This is a genomic window from Pseudomonas lactucae (assembly GCF_036688725.1).
In the GTDB taxonomy this organism is placed as follows: Bacteria; Pseudomonadota; Gammaproteobacteria; order Pseudomonadales; family Pseudomonadaceae; genus Aquipseudomonas; species Aquipseudomonas lactucae.
This window is the reverse complement of sequence record NZ_JAQQPT010000011.1, coordinates 95,579-119,509: the sequence shown is the minus strand read 5'-3', so window position 1 is coordinate 119,509 and position 23,931 is coordinate 95,579. Positions and strand designations below refer to the sequence as shown.

Genomic DNA, 23,931 nt, shown 5'->3' with positions numbered 1-23,931 from the left:
CATCCGTTAACATGCCGGACTTGATTCGGGGGCTCCCATGGAATTTCTGCTGTATTTGCTGCTGGGCGCCTGCGCAGGCGTGCTGGCGGGGCTGTTCGGTGTCGGCGGCGGGATCATCATTGTGCCGGTGCTGGTGTTCAGCTTCACCGTGCAGGGCTTCGACCCGCAGGTGCTGACTCACCTCGCCGTGGGCACCTCCCTGGCGACGATTATCTTTACCTCGATCAATGCCGTGCGTGAGCACCACCGGCGCGGCGCGGTGCGTTGGCCGATCTTCGTGTGGATGACGGTAGGCATTTTGATCGGCGCAGGCTTCGGCGCGCTGACTGCCGAGGCGATTTCCGGCCCGCATTTGCAAAAGATCATCGGTGTGTTTGCGCTGGTCGTGGCGGTGCAACTGGGCCTGGATTTCAAGCCCAAGGCCAGCCGCACGGTGCCGGGCAAGGTCGGGCTGACCCTGGCCGGTACGGTAATCGGCTGGGCCTCGGCGATTTTCGGCATCGGTGGCGGCTCGCTGACCGTGCCGTTTTTAACCTGGCGCAGCGTGCCGATGCAGCAGGCAGTGGCCACCTCTTCGGCCTGTGGTCTGCCGATTGCCCTGGCCAGTGCATTAAGTTTCATGATTCTGGGCTGGCATGACCCGTTGCTGCCCGCTCATAGTCTAGGGTTCGTGTATTTGCCCGCACTGCTGGGGATTGCCCTGACCAGTATGGTATTCGCGCGCTTTGGCGCACGCCTGGCGCACCGCTTGTCGCCGCGCTTGCTCAAGCGGCTGTTCGCCGGCCTGCTGTTTTGCGTCGGTATAAATTTTCTGATTTGACGGCAGTTGCTGTAACGCACGCTTAATCGCGCCCGGGCATGGTCCGGTCGCTATAACGAATGATTTAACGAGGAGTCGCAATGCTGCCTTACCCGCAGATCGACCCGGTGGCCCTGGCCATCGGTCCGCTGAAAATCCACTGGTACGGGTTGATGTACCTGATCGGCATCGGCGGCGCCTGGCTGCTGGCGTCCCGGCGCCTGAACCGTTTCGACCCGACCTGGACCAAGGAAAAACTCTCCGACATGGTGTTCTGGCTGTCGATGGGGGTGATCGTCGGCGGGCGTCTGGGGTATGTACTGTTCTACGATCTTCCTGCGTATATCGCCAATCCGATGCTGATCTTCGAGGTCTGGAAGGGCGGCATGGCGTTCCATGGTGGCTTCATCGGCGTGATGATCGCGGCCTGGTGGTTTGGCCGTCGCAACGGCAAGTCGTTCTTCGAACTGATGGACTTCGTCGCGCCGCTGGTGCCGATCGGCCTGGGCGCCGGGCGTATCGGCAACTTCATCAACGCCGAATTGTGGGGCAAGCCGACCGACGTGCCCTGGGCCATGGTCTTCCCTCCGTTCAGCGATCCGGCGCAACTGCCGCGCCATCCGTCGCAGCTGTACCAGTTCGCTCTGGAAGGTGTGGCGCTGTTCCTTATCCTTTACCTCTTCTCGCGCAAGCCACGTCCGACCATGGCCGTTTCCGGCATGTTCGCGTTGTTCTACGGGATCTTCCGCTTTATCGTCGAGTTCGTGCGCGTGCCGGATGCCCAGTTGGGTTACCTGGCGTGGGGCTGGTTGACCATGGGGCAGGTGCTCAGCATCCCGATGATCCTGGTAGGCCTGGGCCTGCTGTGGTGGGCGTACAATCGCCCGCAGCCGTTGAAGAACACCGCGCTTTGAATTCGAATGCCGGGGCCTGCGAGGTCTCGGCTTCAACGATACAGGTAATGATATGAAGCAATATCTCGAGCTGCTGAACGACGTCGTGACCAATGGCCTGACCAAGGGCGATCGCACCGGCACCGGCACCAAGGCCGTGTTCGCCCGTCAGTATCGGCATAATCTGGCCGACGGCTTCCCGCTGCTGACCACCAAAAAGCTTCACTTCAAAAGCATCGCCAACGAACTGATCTGGATGTTGAGCGGCAACACCAACATCAAGTGGCTCAACGAAAACGGTGTGCGCATCTGGGACGAATGGGCCACCGAAGACGGCGACCTGGGCCCGGTGTACGGCGAGCAGTGGACTGCCTGGCCGACCAAGGACGGCGGCACGATCAACCAGATCGACTACATGGTTCACACCCTCAAGACCAACCCCAACAGCCGGCGCATCCTGTTCCACGGCTGGAACGTCGAATACCTGCCGGACGAGACCAAGAGCCCCCAGGAAAACGCGCGCAACGGCAAGCAAGCCCTGCCGCCGTGCCACCTGCTGTACCAGGCATTTGTGCATGACGGTCATCTGTCGATGCAGTTATACATCCGCAGTTCCGATGTGTTCCTTGGCCTGCCGTACAACACCGCCGCCCTGGCGCTGCTCACCCATATGCTGGCCCAACAGTGCGACCTGATCCCCCACGAGATCATCGTCACCACCGGCGACACCCACGCCTACAGCAACCATATGGAACAGATCCGCACCCAGCTGGCGCGCACGCCGAAGAAGCTGCCGGAGCTGGTGATCAAGCGTAAGCCCGAATCAATCTACGACTATAAGTTCGAAGACTTCGAGATCGTGGGGTACGAGGCCGATCCAAGCATCAAGGCGGACGTGGCGATCTAAAGTCGGTCTCGGTCCAAATGTGGGAGGGGGCTTGCTCCCACATTTTTATCCGGTTACCAGTCTGGGTTAATGGCCATGGCTTCTGCCCACGTGTGAAGGCTCAGCTTCACTGGGCTGCACACTCCCGTTCACCTCCAGCCGCTGCAAAATCCCACACTGCTCCCCACCCCCACAGCGCTGGCGCAAATCCAGCAATTGCTCCTGCAGCGCCAACAGCCCATCGATCCGTGCTTTTACATGGTGAATATGCTCGTCGATCAACGCATTCACGCTTTCGCACTGGTCCTGGGGACTGTCGCGCAGGCTGAGCAGGCTGCGGATTTCTTCGAGGGTCATGTCCAGGCTGCGGCAGTTGCGGATAAAGACCAGCCGTTCGGTGTGCGCCTGGGTGTACACGCGATAGTTGGCGTCAGTGCGGGCCGGGGGCGGCAGCAGGCCTTCTTTCTCGTAATAACGGATGGTTTCCACCGGACAGTCGGTGAGTTTGGCCAATTCGCCGATCTTCATCGCAGCAATCTCCAAAAGGGTGCTTGACCCTATAGTGGCTACAGGGTCTTTACTTGGCAACAGGCACCTTTTATGGACGCGACCTGATGAGCGATTCCCTTCACACCCCGCACCTCTCCCCGCACAAACATGACCATGACCATGACCATGGCGAGAAGAAGCTGACGCCTGTGCATAACCACGGCCACGGCGGTGCCTGCTGTTCCGGCACCCCGGCTCCTGCGCGGGTGCAACTGAGCCAGGCCCCTACCGCCGGCTCGCGCCTGAGCACCTTTCGCATCGAAGCCATGGACTGCCCCACCGAGCAAACGCTGATCCAGAACAAACTGGGCAAGCTGGCCGGCGTGCAGCAACTGGAATTCAACCTGATCAACCGCATCCTCGGCGTCACCCATGACTTGCCGAGCACGGCGCCGATCATCGATGCGATCAAATCCCTGGGCATGCAGGCCGACCCGATTGAACAAGGCACCCCGGCCGCCGAGTCGCCCGTCAGGAAACATTGGTGGCCGCTGGCGTTGTCCGGTGTGGGGGCGTTGGGTGCCGAAGTACTGCACTTCACCAACGCCGCGCCGACTTGGGTGATTGCCATCGTGGCATTGGTGTCGATCCTCAGCGGTGGCCTCACTACCTACAAAAAGGGCTGGATTGCCCTGAAAAACCTCAACCTGAACATCAACGCCCTGATGAGCATTGCCGTCACCGGCGCGGTGCTGATCGGCCAGTGGCCGGAAGCCGCCATGGTGATGTTCCTGTTCACCGTGGCCGAGTTGATCGAAGCCAAGTCACTCGACCGCGCACGCAATGCCATCAGTGGCTTGATGCAGATGACCCCGGAACAGGCCACCGTGCGGCAGGCTGACGGAAGCTGGGTGGAACAGGAGGTCAAAGACATCGAACTTGGGGCCATCGTGCGGGTAAAACCCGGCGAGCGCATTGGCCTGGACGGTGAAGTCACGGCCGGTCAATCCACCATCGACCAGGCGCCGATCACCGGCGAAAGCCTGCCGATTGAAAAGACCGTGGGCGACAAAGTCTTCGCCGGCACCATCAACCAGGCCGGTTCCCTGGAATACGCCGTCACCGCAGCGGCCAACAACTCAACACTGGCGCGCATCATCCATGCGGTGGAGCAGGCCCAAGGTGCCCGCGCACCGACCCAGCGCTTCGTCGACAGTTTCTCCAAGGTCTACACCCCGGCGGTGTTCCTGTTTGCCCTGGGCGTGGCGGTGATCCCGCCGCTGTTCATGGCCGGCGTGTGGTTCGACTGGATCTACCGCGCCCTGGTGCTGCTGGTGGTCGCCTGCCCGTGCGCGCTGGTGATCTCCACCCCGGTGACTATCGTCAGCGGCCTGGCGGCGGCGGCGCGCAAAGGTATCCTGATCAAGGGCGGCGTGTACCTGGAGGGCGGCTATAAGCTCGACTATCTGGCGCTGGACAAGACCGGCACGATTACCCACGGCAAACCGGTGCAAACCGATTACCTGGCGCTATTCCCCAATGTAGAAGACAGCGCACCGGCCCTGGCCGCCAGTTTGGCCGGGCGTTCCGACCACCCTGTGTCGTTGGCCATCGCCAAAGCGGCTGTGGATAACAATCTGCCGAACCACGTTGTGGATAACTTCGAAGCCTTGGTCGGTCGTGGTGTGCGCGGTGATATCAATGGCAAAACCTACCACCTGGGCAACCACCGCCTGGTGGAAGACCTCGGCTTGTGTTCGCCGCAGCTTGAAGAAAAGCTCTTCGCCCTGGAGAAACAAGGCAAGTCCGTGGTGCTGTTGCTCGACAAGTCAGGCCCGCTGGCACTGTTCGCCGTGGCTGACACGGTCAAGGACAGCAGCCGCGAAGCCATCCGGCAGCTGCACGAGCTGGGCATCAAGACCCTGATGCTCACCGGTGACAACACCCACACCGCCCAGGCGATTGCGGCACAGGTCGGCATCGATCAGGCCCAGGGTGACCTGCTGCCCACCGACAAGCTGCACGCCATCGAAACCCTCTACGGCCAGGGCCGCCGCGTGGGTATGGTCGGCGACGGCATCAACGATGCCCCGGCCCTGGCCCGCGCCGAGATCGGCTTTGCCATGGCCGCCGCCGGCACCGACACCGCCATCGAGACCGCCGACGTGGCGCTGATGGACGATGATTTGCGCAAGATCCCGGCTTTCATTCGGTTGTCGCGGCAAACGTCGAGTATCCTCAAGCAGAACATCGCCCTGGCGTTGGTGATCAAGGCGATTTTCCTGGCGGTCACGTTCCTGGGCATGGCCACCATGTGGATGGCGGTGTTCGCCGACATGGGCGTGAGCCTGCTGGTGGTGTTCAATGGCCTGCGCCTGTTGCGCAAATGAGGATGAGAGGGTGGTGTGCTGAGTGCCGAGCTGAAGGCGTTTTTCATGGTAGCCCGCCTGGGCAGCATCACCCAGGCGGCGAAGAAACTCGGCCTCAGCCAGCCCACGGTCACCACCCAGATTCGCAACCTGGAAAGCCAGTACGGCGTTGAGCTGTTCTACCGTGGCGGTCGCCGCCTCACGGTGAGTGACGAAGGCGCGCGGCTGTTGCCGATGGTCAAGGCGTTGTTGCAGCAGGAAGCGGATATCGAATTTTTCCTGCGTAACAACGGCCAGGTCCAGGGCGCCTTGCGCATTGCCGCGACGGCGCCGTATTACATCCTGGATCTGGTCAAAGCCTTTCGCGAGCGCCTGCCGCAAGTGGACGTGTCGGTGGAAATCGGCAACTCCCAGCAGGTGCTCGAGGCGTTGGACGATTACCGCGTCGATGTCGCGGCCTCTTCGCAACTGCTGGAAGACCCGCGCCTGATTCGTCGGGTACTCGGCACCGACCCGCTGGTGCTGGCGGTGCACCGTAATCATCCCCTGGCCAAGCTCGATCATGTGCCCTTGACCGCACTGGCCGGGCACACCTTGTTGATGCGCGAAGCCGGCTCCACCACACGCCGTCTCACCGAAGAAATGCTGCAAGGTGCCGGCGTGAGCTACGGCCCGCTGCTGGAAATCGGCAGCCGCGAATCGATCCGCGAGGCGGTGCTGCGCAATATCGGCATCAGCATCATTGCCCGCCAGGAAGTGCCGCATGACCCACAGCTGCGGGTGTTGACCCTCGAGAATGCGCCGCAGATCTCGGAGTATCTTTACTGCCTCAAGGAGCGTAAAGGTGCGCGGCTGCCGGCGGCTTTTCTGGGGTTGGCGCAGGAAATGTCGCCGATCTGAAACGTTGGGGTGGCCTTTGGGGCCAATCGGGAGCAAGACCAGGCAACCCATCACTACGAGTCCTACCCAAATCCACCAATACCACTATCACCGCCTTTTGCCTTCCTGCCACATGCACGACGCATTGCCCGCCTAGCATGGCCCTCATTCGTTCGATGAGGTGCCCCCATGAACACAGCCCTGACCCAACCCGGCGCGCCGATGAAGGTGCGTGCCATCCAGAAACGCTTCGGCGCCTTTACCGCGCTGGACAACGTGTCCCTGGACGTCGCCGCTGGCGAGTTGGTGTGCCTGCTGGGGCCGTCCGGTTGCGGCAAGACCACCTTGCTGCGCTGCATCGCCGGCCTGGAGCGCCAGGACAGCGGTGAGCTTTACCTGGGCAACCGCGATGTTTCCCTGCTGCCGCCCCAGGCCCGGGACTACGGCATTTTGTTCCAGTCCTACGCGCTGTTTCCCAACCTCACCGTCGAAGCGAATATCGGCTACGGCCTCACCGGCAGTGGCCGCGATGAAGTGCGCAAGCGCGTCGGGCAGATGCTTGAGCTGGTGGGCCTGCTGGGCAGTGAAAAAAAATACCCCGGTCAACTCTCCGGTGGTCAGCAGCAACGTGTAGCGCTGGCGCGTGCGTTGGCGCCGGCCCCGTCGTTGTTGCTGCTCGACGAACCCATGTCCGCGCTGGACGCCCGTGTGCGCGAGCACTTGTGCACTGAACTGCGCCAGCTGCAACGGCGCCTGGGCGTCACCACCTTGATGGTCACCCACAACCAGGACGAAGCCATGTTGATGGCCGACCGGATTGCCGTGATGAACAACGGCAAGGTCGAGCAATACGCCACGCCCCAGGAGATCTACGACCGCCCGGCCACACCGTTCGTGGCGGAGTTTGTCGGCCAGGGCAACTGGCTGCCGTTCAGCCGCAACAGCGCCAGCCACGCCCAGGTCGGCGGGATGAATATGCGCCTGGCCGATGATGCTGGTGGGGCCAGGTCCGGTCGTCTGTTCTGCCGCCCGGAAGCCATCAGCGTGAACCCCCCTGTGCATGAAGAAAACCTGTTCCCGGCCAAGGTCCGCGAGATCACCTTCCTTGGCAACCGCTGCCGCATGAGCTTTGAGCTGGAGCAGTTGCCCGGTCACCCGCTGCTGGCCGAACTGGCCCCCGAAGCCATGCCGCGCCTGGGCGCCCAGGACATTTGGGTGGCCCTGCCGCCGCGCAGCCTGCAGGTGTTTGCCTGAGATGGCTGGCGTGATGACGCTGCCGATGCCACGCCAGGTTTCCCGCGCCGAAAGGGGCGACCGCCTGTTTGTGGTGGGCGGCAAAGTGCTGTGGCTGCTGTTGCTCGGCGTCGCTGTGTTGCTGCCCTTGCTGGCGATCTTCTGGCGCGGCTTCAGCAGTGAGGCCGGGCAGGGCGGCGGGCTGATTGCTGCCCGGGCGTTGGTGACCAGCGAAAACTTCCACTGGCTGCTGGGTAACAGTCTGAAAGTTTCTCTCAGCGTCGCGGCCATCGTCGTACCGTTGGCCTACCTGTTTGCCTACGCCCTGCAGCGCACGTTGATTCCCGGCAAGGCGATCTGGCGCGGCCTGTCGCTGCTGCCGTTGATGGCGCCGTCGATGCTGCCGGGCATTGCGCTGGTGTACTTGTTCGGTAACCAGGGCCTGTTGCGCGGGCTGCTCTCGGAGAATATCTACGGCTTCTGGGGCATTGTTCTGGGGGAGGTGATCTACACCTTCCCACATGCGCTGATGATCTTGCTGTCGGCGCTGTCGCTGGCGGATGCGCGCCTGTTCGATGCGGCGTCCAGCATGGGCGCCAGCCCGGCGCGGGCGTTTCGCAGTATCACCTGGCCGGCGACATGCCAGGCGGTGTTCGCCGCGTTCTGCCTGGTGTTCACCCTGACCATCACCGACTTCGGCGTGCCCGTGGTGGTGGGGGGCGATTACCAGGTACTGGCACTGGAGGCCTACAAGGCGGTGGTCGGCCAGCAACAGTTTGGACGCGGCGCGCTGATCGGCATGGTGTTGCTGCTGCCGGCGCTGTTCAGTTTTGGCGTGGATGCGTGGCTGCGCCGTCGGCAGGGCGATGCCATGAGTGGCCGTGCCCAAGTGTTCCGACCGGCGCCGTCGCGGGTAAGGGATGGCAGCTACCTGGCGATCGTCCTGCTGATCTGTGCGGTGTTGCTGCTGGTGTTCGGCATGGCGGTGTACTCCTCGCTGGTCAAGTTCTGGCCGTACAACCTGTCGCTGTCGCTTAATCATTACCAATTCGAAGACACGGCGGGCGGCGGCTGGTTGGCCTATCGCAACAGCCTGACCCTGGCGCTGTGCGCCGCATTGATCGGCAGCGTGCTGATTTTTACCGGCGCCTACCTGATGGAAAAGACCCAGGGTCAGAAGGGCCTGAACCTGGCGTTGCGCCTGCTCAGCTTCGTACCGATGGCCGTGCCGGGGTTGGTGTTGGGTTTGGGCTACGTGTTCTTTTTCAACCTCAACGGTAACCCGCTGCATGTGTTCTACGGGACCATGACCCTGCTGGTGGTGTGCACCATCGCTCACTATTTGACCACCGCGCAGATGACCGCCACCACGGCGCTGCGCCAGTTGGACAGCGAGTTCGAAGCCGCCGCGCTGTCGCTGAAGGCGCCGCTGTACCGTCATTATCTGCGCGTCACCGTGCCGATCTGCCTGCCGGCGCTGCTGGATATCGTGCGCTACCTGTTTGTGTCGGCGATGACCACCGTGTCCGCCGCCATCTTCCTCTACAGCCCCGACACTATCCTCGCTGCCGTCGCCGTGCTGAACATGGACGACGCCGGCAATGTGGGCGGTGCGGCGGCCATGTCGACCCTGATCCTGTTCACGTCGGCCAGCGTCTCGCTGCTGCTGGCGTGGGCCTCACGTGGCGTGTTGCGCCGCTCTCAAGCCTGGCGCCAGAGCGCGCCGGGTAAATAAATCCGTCCCCATTAAAGGAGGTGATTCATGTTCAAGCCCCTGGCGCTGGTCGCTGCCGCACTCACTGCATTCAGCCTGAATGCCTTCGCCAAGACCGAGCTCACCGTGTACACGGCCCTCGAAGCCGAGCAGTTGAAGACCTATAAGCAGGCGTTCGAAACAGCCAACCCCGACGTCGAGATCAAATGGGTGCGCGACTCCACCGGCATCATCACCGCCAAGCTGCTGGCCGAGAAGGACCGCCCGCAGGCTGACGTGGTGTGGGGCCTGGCCGCCTCCAGCCTGGCGATCCTCGACCAGCAGGGCATGCTCGATAACTACGCACCGAAGGACCTGGACAAGATCGGCAAGAACTACCGCGATGCCGCCAACCCACCGGCCTGGGTCGGCATGGACGTGTGGGCGGCGACTATCTGCTTCAACACCGTCGAAGCCGAAAAGCAGGGCCTGACCAAACCGGTGAGCTGGCAAGACCTGACCAAGCCTGAGTACAAGGGCAAGATCGTCATGCCTAACCCGGCGTCCTCGGGCACCGGCTTTCTGGACGTGAGCGCCTGGCTGCAGACCTTTGGCGAAAAACAGGGTTGGCAGTACATGGACGACCTGCACCAGAACATCGGCCAGTACGTCCACTCCGGCTCCAAGCCGTGCAAGCTGGCGGCATCGGGGGAGTTTCCGATTGGCATTTCGTTTGAATACCCGGCCATACAGCTCAAGCGCCAGGGCGCACCGCTGGACATCATCCTGCCGAAGGAAGGCCTGGGCTGGGACATTGAGGCCACGGCTGTGATCAAGGGCACGGCCCACGCCGATGCGGCGAAAAAACTCGCCGACTTCTCCGCCAGCCCGGCGGCGATGGCGCTGTACAAGGACAACTTCGCCGTACTCGCCCAGCCGGGTATCGCCAAGCCGCAGACCGAATTGCCGGCCGATTATGAGCAGCGATTGATCAAGAACGACTTTGCCTGGGCCTCGAAGAACCGCGACAGCATCCTGGCTGAGTGGCGCAAGCGTTATGACGGCAAGTCGGAAAAGGTCGCCGGTCAGTAAGGTTTTCGTTAGGGCTGATGGCCTCATCGGGGGCTTGCCCCCGATAGCGGCTTCGAATTCAGGACATCATTTCATGACACAACTGTTGATCATCGGCGCCGGCATCCTCGGCCTGTCCCACGCGTACGCCGCCGCCAAGCGTGGCCTCAAGGTCAAGGTGTTCGAGCGCAGCGCCATGCCCTTGGGCGCCTCGGTACGCAACTTCGGCCAGGCATTGGTCACCGGCCAGCCGCCGGGGCCGATGCTCGACCTGGCGCGGGAAAGCCGCGAAATCTGGGGCCATTGGGCGCAGGTGGCGGGCCTGCAACTCAAGCGCAATGGCGCGTACCTGTTTGCCCGCACCGAAGCCGAAGAACATCTGTTGGAAGCCTTTTGCGCTGGCCGCGCCCGGCAACACGGCTACAACGTCGAGTTGTTGCAGGGCGCGGCGCTGAGGGATCTGTATGGCGGCCAGTTCCGCCATCACCGCGCCGCACTGCATGGCAAGGACGATCAGCAACTGTATTCGCGCGAAGCCATCCCGGCGTTGATCCACTACCTGAGCCAGCAGCTTGACGTGGAGTTCTACTTTTCCACCCTGGTGCGCGACGTCGAACCGGGCCAGTTGCACAGCACGGCGGGCAGCTTTCGTGGCGAGCAGATCATCGTCTGTTCCGGCCACGATTATCAAACCCTGCTGGCCGAATCAATTGCCCAGCTCAACCCGCATGTCTGCCGCCTGCAAATGCTGCGCGCCCGGCCGGCGGTGAACCTGAACCTGCAACATGCGTTGCTCACAGGCCTCAGTTGTGTGCATTACGGCGCCTTCGCCGACCTGCCGGAAGCCGCGCCGGTGCAGGCGCAGATCCTGCGTGAAACACCGCACCTGCACGAGCACGGGATTCACCTGCTGATCAGCCCGACGCCCCATGGCGAACTGATCATCGGCGACTCCCACGATTACGGCAGCGATGCGTCGCCGTTCAATGCCGAGCAGGTCGACGACTGGCTGATCGAACTGGCCGAGCAGACCTTGGGCTGCACGCTCCAGGTGGTGGAGCGTTGGCAGGGGGTGTATGGCGCGCGTGGGCCGGGGCCGTTTTCGTTCCTGCGCGTGGCGCCAGGGGTGAGCGCGGCGTTGATGCACACCGGCGTAGGCATGAGCGTGGGGCCGGCGATGGCCGAGCGCAATATCCGTGCGTTGTGGGAGGAGGCGTGACGAACCGCGAGCAGGGAGTTGATGAAGTCTTCGGTTTGTACGAACGGTACGGCACGGCGGATTACATCGGCGAGCCGGTGTCGCAGATCGAGCATATGTCCCAAACCGCGCAGTTGGCCATGGCCGAAGGTTTCGATGAAGAGGTGGTATTGGCGGCGTTCTTCCACGATATCGGGCACATTTGCGGCGAAGGCGGCGAGAACATGGGTGGGTATGGCGTGGTCAGCCATGAGCGGCTGGGGGCGGACTATCTACGGCGTGCGGGCTTCAGTGAACGCATGGCCAAACTGGTCGAATACCATGTGCAGGCCAAGCGTTACCTGACGTTCAGTCAGCCGGACTACTACGCGCGCCTGAGCGAAGCCAGCCGCCGAACCTTGGGTTATCAGGGCGGTGTGATGAGCGCCGAAGAAGCTCGTGTCTTCGAGCAGGACCCGCTCTGTCGGATCAGCCTGCGCATGCGCCATTGGGACGAGCAGGCCAAACACAGGCATGTGCCGCTGCTTGACCTGGCAATGCTCAAGGCCAAGGCCCGCCAGGTGCTGGCAGCTCAGGTGTCGTCGAGGCGCTGAGCGAGGGCTTCAACCTGTTCCTGACGCTCTGCCTGGCTCAGTTTGACGTGAGGGTTGAGGGACGACCATTGCGGATGGGCGCGGGCCTTGTGCAGCGCGTCCGGCAATTGGCCTTCGCGCCAGGTTTTGTCCTGGGGCGTATCGACCTTGATGCTGTGCATCGCGGCATGGCCGCGCAGGTTCAGGGCCTTGAGCAACTGGCGTTGGCGCAGGGCGAGCAGGCGCAGCACGCTGTCGTCCACGGTGAGTTCGCGCTGGCCTTTGATTTTGCCCAGCAGACGGCTGCCATAACTGCGCGCGGTTTGCAGCGCACCCCCGGCGATGGCGCCGGCGAGGGCGGCAGCGCCGAGGGTCAGCCCGCCGACCAACAAGTCCACACCGGCACCGGCGGCCGCGCCTGCGGCGATCCCACCGCCCACGCGCACGCCGAGTTGCTTGAGGGTTTCCGGGTTGAACAGGTCATCGCCCCAGCGGCCGTCGAGCAGCGGTAGATCACTGGCGGCGGCGTCCTGCGCACGAAAGCCGAACAGCTTGAGCAACGCCTCCACGCATTTTTGTTCGCGCTGGCGCACGGCCTTGCGCAACTCGCTGATGGCTTGCGGCTCATCTTCAGTGAACACGCTGCGTCGGCACGCGGCGCAGTCGATCAACAGCTCGGCGATCAACCGCGCGGCGCTTTGCTGGCGGGCCTGACGCTGGGCCTCTTGATCCACAATCAAACGTTCCAGTTGCGGCCGTGCGGTTTCCAGCAACAAGGCGAGGCTTTCATACAGGCGACGTTCGCCGTCTTCGGGCGGCGCGACGCTGTCAAAACGCACCAGCGCATGCAAGCCGAGGCGGGCCAGGGCTTCGCGCCAGTGCGGCTCGCGGTGATCGTTGCTGCTGACGAAGTTGAGCACCGGCAGCAGCGGTTTGCCGCAACTGGCCAGCACTTGCAACTCGTCGCGGTACTTGGCCAGCACCGGTTCGCGGGCGTCGATCACATACAGGCCGGCGTCGCAGGCCAGCAGTTGGCGCAGCACCTTGGCTTCCTGCTCGAAACGCTGGCGTGCTTCGCTGCCTTCAAGAAAACGTGCCAGGCGCGCCGGGCCGTCCAGGCGTTCGCCGGGGCGGTCGAGGCGTTCCAGGTAGTCGAGCAGGGCAATGGCGTCTTCCAGGCCGGGCGTGTCGTACAGCTCCAGCAGGGCTTCGCCCTCCACCGACAGGCGCGCGCCTTCCACGTGTCGCGTGGTGCTGGGACGATGGGAGACTTCGCCGAAGCCCACATCGCGGGTCAGGGTGCGCAGCAGCGAGGTCTTGCCCACATTGGTGTGGCCGACCACGGCGAGTTTCAGCGGCTTAGTCATGACCGGTCTCCAGCCAGTTCAGCGGCGCACAGTCGGCAAACGGCAGCTCCAACTGTTGCAGCGCGGTGTGCCAATCGCCCAGGCGCTCGGCGTCCAGCGCCTGGCCCGGTGGCGCTTGCAGCAACCACACGCGGGTGGCCGCGGCACTGCGCGCCAGTTCGGCGATCAGCGCCAGGCTGCCGCGATCCGGCGAGCGGCGTGGGTCGCAGGCAATGGCCAGGCGCGCGGGCGGGAAGCGCGTGAGTTGCTCCAGCAGTTTGTGGCGCGATTCGCGGCTGTCGAGAATACCGGCGTCTTTTACGGTGCCGGGCAATTTGGGCGGCCAGGGCCGTTGATCGTCCAGTTCGATGGCCACCACCAGCGCGCCGTCGCTTTGCAGTTCGTTCACACCACCGTTGACCTGGTGCAGTTGTTCCGGTGCGGCGTCGTTGACGCCGAGGCGTTCGCTGCTCGGCATCAGGCGTTCGCGCAATGGGCTGTAGCCGGGCAGGTTAAGGTCCAGGCGCAATGCGGCGCGCCCGCGTTTCCAGCGCCACAGGCACAGCAGGGCGAGGAGCAGTCGTGGCAGCAGGCCGTAGACCAGCAACACGCCCACCAGCCAGGCGGCCCAGGCTTGGCGGGCGTTTTCGATATTCAATGCCGAGTCGCCGCTGGCGCGGATCATCTCGACTGTCGGCACGTTGAAGCCGAACAATCCAGGCAGCGTGCCGAGGGCCTGGGTGACGGCGACAAAAGTGTCGGCACCAAGAATGGTGGTTTCCCACACGAAGCCGTAGCGCCTTGTGGCGAGCAGCATCAGCAGGACCACCAGCGCGCTGAGCAACGCCAGCAACCACAGGCCGTTGACCAGTACGCCGACGGCCCAGCGATTGAGTTTCTGGCGCTGTAACAACAGCAATAACGCCGGCGCCAGTTGCGCGGCCTTGGCGTCGCGGGCGAGTTTTTCGCTGAGCCACAACCACAGGCGACCGAGGCTGGCGCTGTGTTCGCCGGCAAACAGCAGGCCCATGACCCAACTGAGCAGCAGGATCAGGTTCAAGCCGAGCAGGCTGCCCAGGGCCCAGAACACATTCACCGGGGCCAGGCCGTTGCCGAGCGCGGCCAAAGCCAGGCCGGCGCCACTGATGATGGCGACAATCGCCAGCACCACCAGCGCCAGGCGCGCGCCTTGCAGCCAATGGGTGAGGGCGGTGCTCAGACCGTCGCGTTCGGCCAGGTGCAAGGCGCGGTGCTGAATGCGCGTCGGCAGGTCGCCGCCGGCCTTGCGGGCCAGACGGTTGGCTTCCTGGTCTTCCAAGGCGCCGGCGTGTTCTTCACGCAGGCGCACGGTTTCTGTCAGCCAGAGTCTGTGCAGGGGGGTCAGTGCAGTCACGCGCCGTCCTGTTGAGCTAATGAGATTGGAGCATAACCGCTGTGCACCCTGTTGGGGAAAGCTGCGCGGGGCTCTGGTATTCTCGTCGCCATGAAAAAAACTCTCCCTTTAAGCCTGATCGCAGCCCTCGGTGAAAACCGTGTGATCGGCGTCGACAACAGCATGCCCTGGCATTTGCCGGGGGACTTCAAATATTTCAAGGCCACTACGCTCGGCAAGCCGATCATCATGGGGCGCAAGACCTGGGACTCCCTGGGCCGACCGTTGCCGGGACGCTTGAACATTGTGGTCAGCCGTCAGACCGATCTGAGCCTGGAAGGTGCGGAAGTTTTTCCGTCACTGGAAGCGGCAGTGGAACGGGCCGAAGCCTGGGCGCTGGCGCAGGGCGTGGATGAGCTGATGCTGATCGGCGGTGCGCAGTTGTATGCGCAGGGGCTGGAACAGGCAGATCGCCTGTATTTGACGCGAGTGGCGCTGAGCCCGGAAGGGGATGCTTGGTTTCCGGCGTTTGATGCGAACCAGTGGAAGCTGGTGTCGAATGTTGTGAATCCGGCTGAAGGGGACAAGCCGGCGTACAACTTTGAGCTTTGGGAAAAGGCCTGACTGGCACCAGATAAGTCAGACTTGCAAAAGAAACCTTCATGCGCCACTGTAATGACTGATGTCTTTACAGTGAGGGCTACCCCATGGCCTCTATCAACGTACGTATCGACGACGACCTTAAGGCTCGTGCTTATCACGAGTTGGAAAAGCTCGGCGTCACCCCATCGGAATTAATGCGTCAAGCCTTGCAGTACGTGGCAGAACGCGGCCAGTTACCTTTCAAGCCTGTTCTCATGACTGAAGATGATGAGGCATTGTTGGCAACAGTTCGGGAACGGCTGTCTGCGCCGCAGCGGGTGAAGGTCTCACTGGATGACCTATGAACTGGATTTCGATGCGCGGGCTTTGAAGGAATGGCACAAACTGGGCGATACCGTTCGTCAGCAGTTTAAAAAGAAGCTGGTCGAGATCCTGATCAATCCACGTATTGAAGCCAGCCGTCTGCACGGCTTGCCCGATTGCTACAAAATCAAGCTTCGCAGCAGCGGCTATCGGTTGGTGTATCAAGTCATTGATCAGGAGATCACGGTGTTTGTCGTGGCTGTGGATAAACGTGAGCGTGATGAGGTTTACCGAAAAGCTGCTGATCGTTTGAGCTAGCAGGGACTGAGGTCCCTGCTAGCTTATTACGTTAAGCCTGCGCCAACTCCGCGTGCTCATCGGCCTCCAACAACGCCTTATCCGTCTGCCCCATGATCTGGCTGGTAATCGCCCCCGCCGTCATCGAACCGTTCACGTTCAACGCCGTGCGGCCCATATCGATCAGCGGTTCCACGGAAATCAGCAGCGCCACCAGTGACACCGGCAAGCCCATCGCCGGCAGTACGATCAGCGCGGCAAAGGTCGCACCACCGCCCACGCCCGCCACACCGGCCGAACTCAAGGTCACGATCGCCACCAGGGTCGCGATCCACAGCGGGTCCAGCGGGTTGATGCCCACGGTCGGCGCCACCATCACCGCCAACATGGCTGGGTAGAGCCCGGCGCAGCCGTTCTGGCCGATGGTCGCGCCAAACGAGGCGGCGAAGCCGGCGATGGATTGCGGGATGCCCAGGCGACGGGTTTGCGCTTCGATGCTCAGCGGAATCGCCGCCGCGCTGGAGCGGCTGGTGAAGGCAAAGGTCAGCACCGGCCAGACCTTACGGAAAAACCGCAACGGGTTGACCCCGGCCAACGACAGCAGCAAACCGTGCACCACGAACATCAGGCCCAAAGCCAGGTACGACACCAGCACAAAACTGCCGAGCTTGATGATGTCCTGCAGGTTGGAACCGGCGACCACTTTGGTCATCAGCGCCAGTACTCCGTACGGGGTCAGCTTCATCACCAGGCGCACCAGGCGCATCACCCAGGCTTGCAGGGTGTCGATGGCGTTGAGCACCTTCTGGCCTTTTTCCACGTCATCCTTGAGCAGTTGCAGCGCGGCGACCCCCAGGAACGCGGCGAAAATCACTACGCTGATGATCGACGTCGGCTTGGCCCGGGCCAGGTCGGCAAACGGGTTGGCCGGCACGAACGAGAGCAGCAACTGCGGGATATTCAGGTCGGCGACCTTGCCCGCGTAGTCACTCTGGATCACTTGCAGGCGTGCCATTTCCTGGGTGCCGGCCACCAGGCCTTCGGCGGTGAGGCCGAACAGGTTGGTCAGGCCGATACCAATCAACGCCGCTATCGCGGTGGTGAACAGCAAGGTGCCAATGGTCAGGAAGCTGATCTTGCCCAGGGACGCCGCGTTATGCAGGCGCGCCACGGCGCTGAGGATCGAGGCGAATACCAGCGGGATCACGATCATTTGCAGCAACTGCACGTAGCCATTGCCGACCAGGTCGAACCAGCCGATGGAGGCCTTGAGTACCGGATTGCCGGCACCGTAAATGCTGTGCAGCGCCACACCGAACGCCACGCCCAGGACCAGAGCGAACAAAACCTTCTTGGCCAGGCTCCAGTTCGTGCGGCGAGTTTGTGCCAGGCCCAACAGCAGGGCCGCGAACACCAGTAAGTTGAGAATCAGGGGCAGATTCATTGAAGCTCCGTTGAGAAGGCAGCCCATCGCATGAGACTGCGATTGCGAACCGGGAAGCCTAACAGCTTGAAATATAATGATTTAATACCGATATGGAATGTCGACTGTCGTTTTTGGAATAAGTGGTTGACGCTCAGGCGTATGCCGCTGGCGGGATCAGGACGTGTACCGTCGTGCTCGACACGGGAACTGTCACAGGGATTTGTTAGCGTCGATGTCTTTAACTCAGGGAGACAACGCCTATGAAGCTCGCGCCGAAACTACTGGTATCCGCCGCACTTTGCCTGGGGCTCGCCAGCCAGGCGTTTGCCGCCACCGAGTTGAAACACTGGCCGGCGCCCGCCGCCAAGCAACTCAACGAAATGATCGCCGCCAACGCCAACAAGGGTAACTTCGCGGTGTTCGACATGGACAACACCAGCTACCGCTACGACCTTGAAGAGTCCTTGCTGCCGTACATGGAAAACAAGGGTCTGATCACCCGCGAAAGCCTTGACCCATCGCTCAAACTGATACCGTTCAAAGACACCGCCGACCATAAGGAGAGCTTGTTCAGCTACTACTATCGTCTGTGCGAAGTGGACGATATGGTCTGCTACCCATGGGTCGCCCAAGTGTTTTCCGGTTTCACCCTCAAGGAACTCAAGGTCCAGGTCGATGAGCTGATGGCCTCCGGCAAGCCCGTTCCCGTCACCTATTTTGAAGGCGACGCGGTGAAGAAGTCCGAGGTGCAGCCGCCGAAAGTCTTCACCGGCCAGGCCGAGCTGTACAACAAGCTGATGGAAAACGGCATCGAGGTGTACGTGATGACCGCCGCTTCGGAAGAACTGGTGCGCATGGTCGCGGCGGATCCGAAGTACGGCTACAACGTCAAACCCGAGAACGTGATCGGTGTGACCACCCTGCTCAAGGACCGCAAGACCGGCGAGCTGACCACCGCCCGCAAACAGATCGCTGCCGGCAAGTATGACGAGAAGGCCAACCTCGGCCTGGAACTCACCCCCTACCTGTGGACCCCGGCGACCTGGATGGCCGGCAAGCACGCGGCAATCCTCACCTACATCGATGAATGGAAAAAACCGGTGATCGTCGGCGGCGACACGCCGACCAGCGACGGCTACATGCTGTTCCACGATGTGGACGTGGCCAAGGGCGGCATTCACTTGTGGATCAACCGCAAGGACAAGTACATGACCCAACTCAACGGCATGATGGCCAAGCACGCGGCGGCGCAGGCCAAGGAAGGCTTGCCGGTGACAGCGGACAAGAACTGGGTGATCGTCAAGCCGGAGGACATCCAGTAAGACCGAGTCGCCCTTATCACAGGCAAGCCAGCTCCCACATTTTGATCTCCAGTGTTTTGGAGATTTGCTTCAAGCAAAAAAATGCCCCGCACTTGGCGGGGCATTTTTTATGGGCGCGGTTTACAGACCGTCAAGCATCGCCTTGTTACGTACCGCACCTTTGTCGGCGCTGGTGGCCAACAACGCGTAAGCCTTCAAGGCGGTGGTGACTTTACGTGGACGTTTTTCCACCGGTTTCCAACCCTTCTTGTCTTGCTCAACGCGGCGGGCCGCCAGTTCTTCATCGCTGATCAACAGGTTGATCGAGCGGTTCGGAATGTCGATCAGCACCTTGTCGCCGTCCTGCACCAGGCCAATCGCGCCGCCAGCTGCGGCTTCGGGCGAGGCGTGGCCGATGGACAGGCCCGAGGTGCCGCCGGAGAAGCGGCCGTCGGTGAGCAGGGCGCAGGCTTTGCCCAGGCCTTTGGATTTGAGGTAAGACGTCGGGTACAGCATCTCCTGCATACCCGGGCCGCCTTTCGGGCCTTCGTAGCGGATGATCACGATGTCGCCTTCTTTCACTTCGTCGGCGAGGATGCCGCGTACCGAGCTGTCCTGGCTTTCGTAGATCTTGGCGCGGCCTTCGAAGACGTGGATGGATTCATCCACACCGGCGGTTTTGACCACGCAGCCGTCAAGGGCGATGTTGCCGTACAGCACGGCCAGGCCGCCTTCCTTGGAATACGCGTATTCAACACTGCGGATGCAGCCGTTTTCACGGTCGGCGTCCAGGGTGTCCCAACGCGTCGACTGGCTGAAGGCGGTCTGGGTCGGGATGCCGGCCGGGCCTGCCTTGAAGAATGTGTGCACGGCTTCGTCGTCTGTCTGGGTGATGTCCCACTTGGCGATGCCTTCGGCCAGGGACGTGCTGTGCACGGTCGGCAGGTCGGTGTGCAGCAGCCCGCCACGGGCCAGGGAGCCCAGGATCGAGAAGATCCCGCCGGCGCGGTGCACGTCTTCCATGTGGTACTTCTGGATGTTCGGCGCGACCTTGCACAGTTGCGGTACGTGACGGGACAGGCGGTCGATGTCGCGCAGGTCGAAATCGATCTCGGCTTCCTGGGCAGCGGCCAGCAAGTGCAGGATGGTGTTGGTGGAACCGCCCATGGCGATGTCCAGGGTCATGGCGTTTTCGAACGCCTTGAAGTTGGCGATGTTGCGCGGCAACACCGACTCATCGTTCTCACCGTAGTAACGCTTGCACAGCTCGACGATGGTGCGACCGGCCTGCAGGAACAGTTGCTCGCGGTCGCTGTGGGTGGCCAGGGTGGAACCGTTGCCCGGCAAGGCGAGCCCCAGGGCTTCCACCAGGCAGTTCATCGAGTTGGCGGTGAACATGCCGGAGCACGAACCGCAGGTCGGGCAGGCGCTGCGCTCGTATTCCGCGACTTTCTCGTCGGACGCGCTGGAATCGGCGGCGATGACCATGGCATCGACCAGGTCGAGGCCGTGGGAGGCGAGCTTGGTCTTGCCGGCTTCCATCGGGCCGCCGGAGACGAAGATCACCGGGATGTTCAGGCGCAGGGCAGCCATCAACATGCCGGGGGTGATCTTGTCGCAGTTGGAGATGCAGACGATGGCGTCGGCGCAGTGGGCGTTGACCATGTACTCCACGGAGTCGGCGATGATCTCGCGGCTCGGCAGCGAATACAGCATGCCGTCATGGCCCATGGCGATGCCGTCGTCCACGGCGATGGTGTTGAATTCCTTGGCTACGCCGCCGGCGCGTTCGATTTCGCGGGCGACCAGTTGGCCCAGGTCCTTGAGGTGGACGTGGCCGGGTACGAACTGGGTGAACGAATTGGCAATCGCGATGATCGGCTTCTTGAAGTCGTCATCTTTCATCCCCGTGGCACGCCACAGTGCGCGCGCGCCGGCCATGTTGCGGCCATGGGTGGATGTTTTCGAGCGGTAATCTGGCATGGAGCACTCCGGGCGGCTAATCAGGTAACTACTAATCAGGTACTACTGGGGAGTGAGCTTCTATTGACGTCTGGAACACTCAGAAATAGCCGTGTGTCCGGAAGTTGCCGCTCGCGTCGCGGGATCGCCGCACGCTTGGGCCTTGAGCTCATAAACCCGCCGGGGATGACTGGCGATGAATAGGGCCGATTCTACACCGCTGGCGGCTGGAGGGAATGGGGCAATACTCAGGGCGGCCGGCTTTGTTTAGACTGGCGGCCCTTTGCACTCACCTCGCTCCAAAGGAATTGGAATGCCCGTTATTCACCGTTTTCTAGGGTTCTACCTGCTGATCGGCCTGATCCAGGGAATCGTCTTTTATTACGCCGGCCAGTTGCATCGCCTGAGCGAGACGCTGTTTTTTGTCATCGGCACCGTGGTGCTGGTCGGCGGTACCGCGTTGCAGTTGCTCGGCGAGAAAGCCCGACATTGGCGTTCATTGCTGCCTACGCTGGCGTTCACCGTGCTGATGGGCGGTATGACGCTATGGGTCTGCCAGGGCCTTGATCCTGAGGGCAATCCCCGGTGGGCGATCAACTCCTGGGTGATCAGCCTGCTGGTGTTGAGTTATGTCTGCGCTACCTTTCTGTTCGTCTGGCCTGCCACCAAAGGCGAGCGCTGGCGCTATGAGGCGTTGTTCCTGCAGGCCTGGAGCAGCGTGTTTATTGTGCTGTACGCGCTGATTCTGGTGGCGGTATTCATGCTGTTGCTCAAACTCTGGGGCCAGCTGTTTCTGATGCTGGGCATCGAGTTTTTCGAGCATCACTTCTGGAGCAAGCTGTTCCTGAGTTTCAGCCTGCCGCTGCTGTTCGCCCTGGGAATGTATTTCGCGGCGCGCAGCGAGAAAGTCATCGGCCAGATGCGTGGCATGTTGTTAAGCGCCTGTGGCTTGTTATTGCCGTTGATTGCGCTGATCAGTGTGTTGTTTACCTTGACCTTGCCGTTCACCGGGCTGGCACGGATTTGGGCCACGGGCTATTCCACTCCGATTCTGCTGGTGTTGGCCGGTGCGCAATTGTTCCTGCTCAACGGCGTGTTCCAGGATGGCGTCCAGCCTCGACCGTATCCCAAATGGTTGACGCACTTTATCGAGTTGAGCCTGCTGTGCCTGCCGATACTCGCCGCATTGGCGTTTTACTCAAGCTGGCTGCGGGTCGAGCAATACGCCTTGTCGCCACTGCGCTTCATCGCGCTGGCGCTGGCAGTATTGTGTGGCTTGTACGGCCTGGCGGCGGTGTGGGCGGTCGCCCTGCGCTCGCCGGTCTGGCTGGGCAACTTGCGGGTGACCAACCCGGCCTTGGCGTTGTTGTTTTGTGGGCTGGTGGTATTGATCAACACGCCGCTTCTGGACCCGGTGCGCCTGAGCGTCGACGACCAGGTCCGGCGTTTGCTTGACGGGCGCACCAAGGCTGAAGCGTTCGATGCGCACAACCTGCGGTTTGGCTTGGAGAAGGCGGGCCAGGAGGCATACGCGAAGTTGCAGGCCGATCTGGATCAGGAGCGCATTCTGGACCCGGAATCACGCCGGGCCTTGCGCGAGCGCATGGACGACACGTCGCTGAGTTTCAGCGAACAGTACGAAAAGGAACGCGCCCAGCGGCCCAAGCCCGAACTGGAGTGGATCGGACCGCAGCCCAAAGGCAGCGAACAGTTCGCCGAACTCAGCCTGGACACTGACTCGGCATGCGAGCCCGGCTGTGTGCTGTGGGCAGTCGACCTTGATGAGGATGGCCGGCCCGAAGTGCTGGCGGTACCCCGCGCCAGCTACCGTCACGACTTCAAAGCTCCGCGCATTTTTGTGCAGGACAATAAAGGCCAATGGAGCGATCACGGCCCGCTGCTGTGGACGCAGCTGCCGGACGGAGCCATCGACACTGAAACGCTGATCCACGACATCCGTGCAGGCAAAGTCTCGTTGGCCAAGCCGCGTTACCTGCAATTGGAATCCAGTGACATGTTGCTCACTCCGGTCATTCGGGAGCGTTAGTCGCGGCCTGCTCGGCGATTGGTCACCAGCCCCCACAGGCTGAACCCGATGAAACTGAGAGCGATAGTCAGCAGCAGATGATCGTCCGCCTGGGCCAGTGCCGCGCTGCTGACAGCGGCGGTGAAGAACATGATGCTGTTCCCCGCCGAGGCCGCCGTGCCCGCGCGGCTGGAAAACAACAGCATCGCCGCAGAAATGGCGGCAGGGCGAACCAGCGTGACGGCGAGGGCGCTGATCAGCATCGGGATCAGCAAGGTGACGGTGGTGATGGCATCCAGGCTCAGGATCAGCGCTAACAGCATGCCGGCGACACAGAGCAAGCCGAGGCCGATGTTGATTTGCCGGGACAGCGAAATACGTTTCTGCCAATACGATGCCGCCACGCCGCCGAGCAGGTACGCCACGCCGTATACCATCAGCACCAGCGCGTATTGGTATTCGGAGAGCTTGAGTGCGTCCATGAAGATCAAGGGTGTCACGCTGATCAGGGCGAAATAACAGGCGAACACCAGCGCGGCGATCCACCAGTAGCGCAGGAAGTCTCGATTGGCGGCCACGGCTTTGAGTGTGCTGATGATCGATACCGATGCGTGCTCCGGGCTGGCGGATTTGGACGGCAGGATGCAAAACGCATGGATCAACATACCCAGCGCCATCAAGACGAAGCCGTAGAAGCTGCCTTGCCAATCGAACGTCGTTTGCAGCCAAGAGCCGATCAGCGGTGACAGGGCCACAAAGGAACCGCTCAGGGTCATGTAATAGAGGCGCACCCGGGCTCGGTCCTGCTCCTCGAACAGGTCCTCCACCAGCGCGTGTCCCAATACGAAGAAACCGCAACCCATGGCCTGGACTGAGCGAAACAGCAGAAAGCTCAGGTAATCCGTCGCCAGTGCGCAGCCTATCGCACCCAGGATCGATAGCGTGATGCAGCCAAGCAGCACTTCCTTGCGGCCGCATTTATCCGAGAGGGGGCCGGCGATGAGTTGGGAGATGGAGAAGACCAGCGTGAACAGGCTGATCGATAGCGCGATGTCTGCGCTGGGCGTATCGAACCTGACGGCCAGGGCGGGGAAGGAAGGCAGCAGGATATTGATCGGGAAGAAGCTGATCAGGGAAATGCAGGTGATGAGGGTGAAGCGGGAGAGGTGGGAGCCAGACATTGTTTTTGTTTTCCGGAGTAAAACCAGAAACC

The 23,931-nt window shown here is 62.0% G+C and carries 21 protein-coding genes; 15 read left to right on the top strand and 6 right to left on the bottom strand.

The genetic code is table 11. The annotated features are described in order from the left end of the window. Positions 1-37: 37 nt before the first annotated feature. From V6M90_RS14515 to V6M90_RS14505, 3 genes are all read left to right on the top strand, one after another. Entirely contained in the window at positions 38-820 is a 783-nt protein-coding gene (locus tag V6M90_RS14515; RefSeq protein ID WP_003176740.1) for a sulfite exporter TauE/SafE family protein, read from the top strand. An 80-nt stretch (positions 821-900) separates the two neighbouring features. After that, positions 901-1,713 carry a prolipoprotein diacylglyceryl transferase gene (gene lgt / locus V6M90_RS14510; protein ID WP_003176739.1) on the top strand — a complete coding sequence of 271 codons (813 nt, stop codon included), beginning with the start codon at positions 901-903 and terminating at the stop codon, positions 1,711-1,713. Positions 1,714-1,765: 52 nt separating this feature from the next. Continuing rightward, positions 1,766-2,599, top strand: a complete 834-nt coding sequence (locus tag V6M90_RS14505; RefSeq protein ID WP_003176738.1) for a thymidylate synthase — start codon at positions 1,766-1,768, stop codon at positions 2,597-2,599. A 66-nt stretch (positions 2,600-2,665) separates the two neighbouring features. On the opposite strand, the gene cadR is transcribed toward V6M90_RS14505, so the two are convergent. Further along, positions 2,666-3,106 (bottom strand): Cd(II)/Pb(II)-responsive transcriptional regulator, encoded by a 441-nt coding sequence (gene cadR / locus V6M90_RS14500; RefSeq protein ID WP_003176737.1) that lies wholly within the window; start codon positions 3,104-3,106, stop codon positions 2,666-2,668. 86 nt (positions 3,107-3,192) lie between these two features. Between cadR and V6M90_RS14495 the strand changes: the two genes are divergently transcribed. From V6M90_RS14495 to V6M90_RS14465, 7 genes are all read left to right on the top strand, one after another. Then, the gene (locus V6M90_RS14495) at positions 3,193-5,457 is read left to right on the top strand and encodes a heavy metal translocating P-type ATPase (protein ID WP_332846717.1); all 2,265 of its coding nucleotides are present in this window, start codon (positions 3,193-3,195) and stop codon (positions 5,455-5,457) included. 15 nt (positions 5,458-5,472) lie between these two features. Then, positions 5,473-6,336: a LysR family transcriptional regulator gene (locus V6M90_RS14490; protein WP_332846716.1), complete on the top strand. Its 864-nt coding sequence runs from the start codon at positions 5,473-5,475 to the stop codon at positions 6,334-6,336. A gap of 168 nt (positions 6,337-6,504) precedes the next feature. Continuing rightward, positions 6,505-7,569 (top strand): putative 2-aminoethylphosphonate ABC transporter ATP-binding protein, encoded by a 1,065-nt coding sequence (locus tag V6M90_RS14485; RefSeq protein WP_003176734.1) that lies wholly within the window; start codon positions 6,505-6,507, stop codon positions 7,567-7,569. Between the two features lies 1 nt (position 7,570). Further along, positions 7,571-9,283: a putative 2-aminoethylphosphonate ABC transporter permease subunit gene (locus V6M90_RS14480; protein WP_332846715.1), complete on the top strand. Its 1,713-nt coding sequence runs from the start codon at positions 7,571-7,573 to the stop codon at positions 9,281-9,283. 27 nt (positions 9,284-9,310) lie between these two features. Then, on the top strand, positions 9,311-10,333 hold the full coding sequence (locus V6M90_RS14475; RefSeq protein ID WP_003176732.1) for a putative 2-aminoethylphosphonate ABC transporter substrate-binding protein: 1,023 nt from the start codon (positions 9,311-9,313) through the stop codon (positions 10,331-10,333). Positions 10,334-10,406: 73 nt separating this feature from the next. Beyond that, positions 10,407-11,531, top strand: coding sequence for a TIGR03364 family FAD-dependent oxidoreductase (locus V6M90_RS14470; RefSeq protein ID WP_042945407.1), 1,125 nt, complete (start codon positions 10,407-10,409; stop codon positions 11,529-11,531). Further along, positions 11,528-12,103, top strand: a complete 576-nt coding sequence (locus V6M90_RS14465) for a phosphonate degradation HD-domain oxygenase (protein WP_332846714.1) — start codon at positions 11,528-11,530, stop codon at positions 12,101-12,103. Before V6M90_RS14470 ends, V6M90_RS14465 begins: the two co-directional genes overlap by 4 nt. On the opposite strand, the gene V6M90_RS14460 is transcribed toward V6M90_RS14465, so the two are convergent. Both V6M90_RS14460 and V6M90_RS14455 read right to left on the bottom strand, forming a co-directional pair. Then, complete coding sequence (locus tag V6M90_RS14460; protein ID WP_332846713.1) at positions 12,082-13,449, bottom strand: GTPase/DUF3482 domain-containing protein; 1,368 nt, start codon at positions 13,447-13,449, stop codon at positions 12,082-12,084. The two genes, V6M90_RS14465 and V6M90_RS14460, sit on opposite strands and share 22 nt — an antisense overlap. Continuing rightward, entirely contained in the window at positions 13,442-14,821 is a 1,380-nt protein-coding gene (locus V6M90_RS14455; protein WP_332846712.1) for a DUF2868 domain-containing protein, read from the bottom strand. Before V6M90_RS14455 ends, V6M90_RS14460 begins: the two co-directional genes overlap by 8 nt. A 90-nt stretch (positions 14,822-14,911) precedes the next feature. Here V6M90_RS14455 and V6M90_RS14450 point away from each other — a divergent pair, with 90 nt between their 5' ends. The 3 genes from V6M90_RS14450 to V6M90_RS14440 all read left to right on the top strand — a co-directional run bounded on the left by V6M90_RS14450 (position 14,912) and on the right by V6M90_RS14440 (position 16,024). Continuing rightward, entirely contained in the window at positions 14,912-15,424 is a 513-nt protein-coding gene (locus V6M90_RS14450; RefSeq protein ID WP_042945403.1) for a dihydrofolate reductase, read from the top strand. Between the two features lie 83 nt (positions 15,425-15,507). Beyond that, positions 15,508-15,747, top strand: a complete 240-nt coding sequence (locus tag V6M90_RS14445) for a type II toxin-antitoxin system RelB/DinJ family antitoxin (RefSeq protein WP_003176725.1) — start codon at positions 15,508-15,510, stop codon at positions 15,745-15,747. Beyond that, a complete protein-coding gene (locus V6M90_RS14440) occupies positions 15,737-16,024 on the top strand; it encodes a type II toxin-antitoxin system RelE family toxin (protein ID WP_003176724.1) in 288 nt (95 codons plus the stop codon). The genes V6M90_RS14445 and V6M90_RS14440 overlap by 11 nt, the downstream gene beginning before the upstream one ends. 31 nt (positions 16,025-16,055) lie before the next feature. Here V6M90_RS14440 and V6M90_RS14435 read toward each other — a convergent pair whose 3' ends face one another. Continuing rightward, the gene (locus V6M90_RS14435; RefSeq protein WP_003176723.1) at positions 16,056-17,447 is read right to left on the bottom strand and encodes an L-cystine transporter; all 1,392 of its coding nucleotides are present in this window, start codon (positions 17,445-17,447) and stop codon (positions 16,056-16,058) included. A gap of 242 nt (positions 17,448-17,689) precedes the next feature. Here V6M90_RS14435 and V6M90_RS14430 point away from each other — a divergent pair, with 242 nt between their 5' ends. Further along, a complete protein-coding gene (locus V6M90_RS14430) occupies positions 17,690-18,751 on the top strand; it encodes an HAD family hydrolase (protein ID WP_003176722.1) in 1,062 nt (353 codons plus the stop codon). Positions 18,752-18,871: 120 nt separating this feature from the next. On the opposite strand, the gene ilvD is transcribed toward V6M90_RS14430, so the two are convergent. After that, complete coding sequence (ilvD, locus tag V6M90_RS14425; RefSeq protein WP_332846711.1) at positions 18,872-20,713, bottom strand: dihydroxy-acid dehydratase; 1,842 nt, start codon at positions 20,711-20,713, stop codon at positions 18,872-18,874. Positions 20,714-21,005: 292 nt separating this feature from the next. Here ilvD and V6M90_RS14420 point away from each other — a divergent pair, with 292 nt between their 5' ends. After that, positions 21,006-22,739 carry a DUF4153 domain-containing protein gene (locus V6M90_RS14420; RefSeq protein WP_332846710.1) on the top strand — a complete coding sequence of 578 codons (1,734 nt, stop codon included), beginning with the start codon at positions 21,006-21,008 and terminating at the stop codon, positions 22,737-22,739. Here V6M90_RS14420 and V6M90_RS14415 read toward each other — a convergent pair. After that, entirely contained in the window at positions 22,736-23,899 is a 1,164-nt protein-coding gene (locus V6M90_RS14415) for an MFS transporter (protein WP_332846709.1), read from the bottom strand. The genes V6M90_RS14420 and V6M90_RS14415 overlap by 4 nt on opposite strands. Positions 23,900-23,931 lie beyond the last annotated feature (32 nt).

What these genes read in the sequence shown, in the direction of transcription:
- V6M90_RS14515 (WP_003176740.1), top strand. Translation starts at nt 38, where the DNA reads ATGGAATTTCTGCTGTATTTGCTGCTGGGCGCCTGCGCAGGCGTGCTG.
- lgt (WP_003176739.1), top strand. Translation starts at nt 901, where the DNA reads ATGCTGCCTTACCCGCAGATCGACCCGGTGGCCCTGGCCATCGGTCCG.
- V6M90_RS14505 (WP_003176738.1), top strand. Translation starts at nt 1,766, where the DNA reads ATGAAGCAATATCTCGAGCTGCTGAACGACGTCGTGACCAATGGCCTG.
- cadR (WP_003176737.1), bottom strand. Translation starts at nt 3,106, where the DNA reads ATGAAGATCGGCGAATTGGCCAAACTCACCGACTGTCCGGTGGAAACC.
- V6M90_RS14495 (WP_332846717.1), top strand. Translation starts at nt 3,193, where the DNA reads ATGAGCGATTCCCTTCACACCCCGCACCTCTCCCCGCACAAACATGAC.
- V6M90_RS14485 (WP_003176734.1), top strand. Translation starts at nt 6,505, where the DNA reads ATGAACACAGCCCTGACCCAACCCGGCGCGCCGATGAAGGTGCGTGCC.
- V6M90_RS14480 (WP_332846715.1), top strand. Translation starts at nt 7,571, where the DNA reads ATGGCTGGCGTGATGACGCTGCCGATGCCACGCCAGGTTTCCCGCGCC.
- V6M90_RS14475 (WP_003176732.1), top strand. Translation starts at nt 9,311, where the DNA reads ATGTTCAAGCCCCTGGCGCTGGTCGCTGCCGCACTCACTGCATTCAGC.
- V6M90_RS14470 (WP_042945407.1), top strand. Translation starts at nt 10,407, where the DNA reads ATGACACAACTGTTGATCATCGGCGCCGGCATCCTCGGCCTGTCCCAC.
- V6M90_RS14460 (WP_332846713.1), bottom strand. Translation starts at nt 13,449, where the DNA reads ATGACTAAGCCGCTGAAACTCGCCGTGGTCGGCCACACCAATGTGGGC.
- V6M90_RS14450 (WP_042945403.1), top strand. Translation starts at nt 14,912, where the DNA reads ATGAAAAAAACTCTCCCTTTAAGCCTGATCGCAGCCCTCGGTGAAAAC.
- V6M90_RS14445 (WP_003176725.1), top strand. Translation starts at nt 15,508, where the DNA reads ATGGCCTCTATCAACGTACGTATCGACGACGACCTTAAGGCTCGTGCT.
- V6M90_RS14440 (WP_003176724.1), top strand. Translation starts at nt 15,737, where the DNA reads ATGACCTATGAACTGGATTTCGATGCGCGGGCTTTGAAGGAATGGCAC.
- V6M90_RS14435 (WP_003176723.1), bottom strand. Translation starts at nt 17,447, where the DNA reads ATGAATCTGCCCCTGATTCTCAACTTACTGGTGTTCGCGGCCCTGCTG.
- V6M90_RS14430 (WP_003176722.1), top strand. Translation starts at nt 17,690, where the DNA reads ATGAAGCTCGCGCCGAAACTACTGGTATCCGCCGCACTTTGCCTGGGG.
- ilvD (WP_332846711.1), bottom strand. Translation starts at nt 20,713, where the DNA reads ATGCCAGATTACCGCTCGAAAACATCCACCCATGGCCGCAACATGGCC.
- V6M90_RS14420 (WP_332846710.1), top strand. Translation starts at nt 21,006, where the DNA reads ATGCCCGTTATTCACCGTTTTCTAGGGTTCTACCTGCTGATCGGCCTG.
- V6M90_RS14415 (WP_332846709.1), bottom strand. Translation starts at nt 23,899, where the DNA reads ATGTCTGGCTCCCACCTCTCCCGCTTCACCCTCATCACCTGCATTTCC.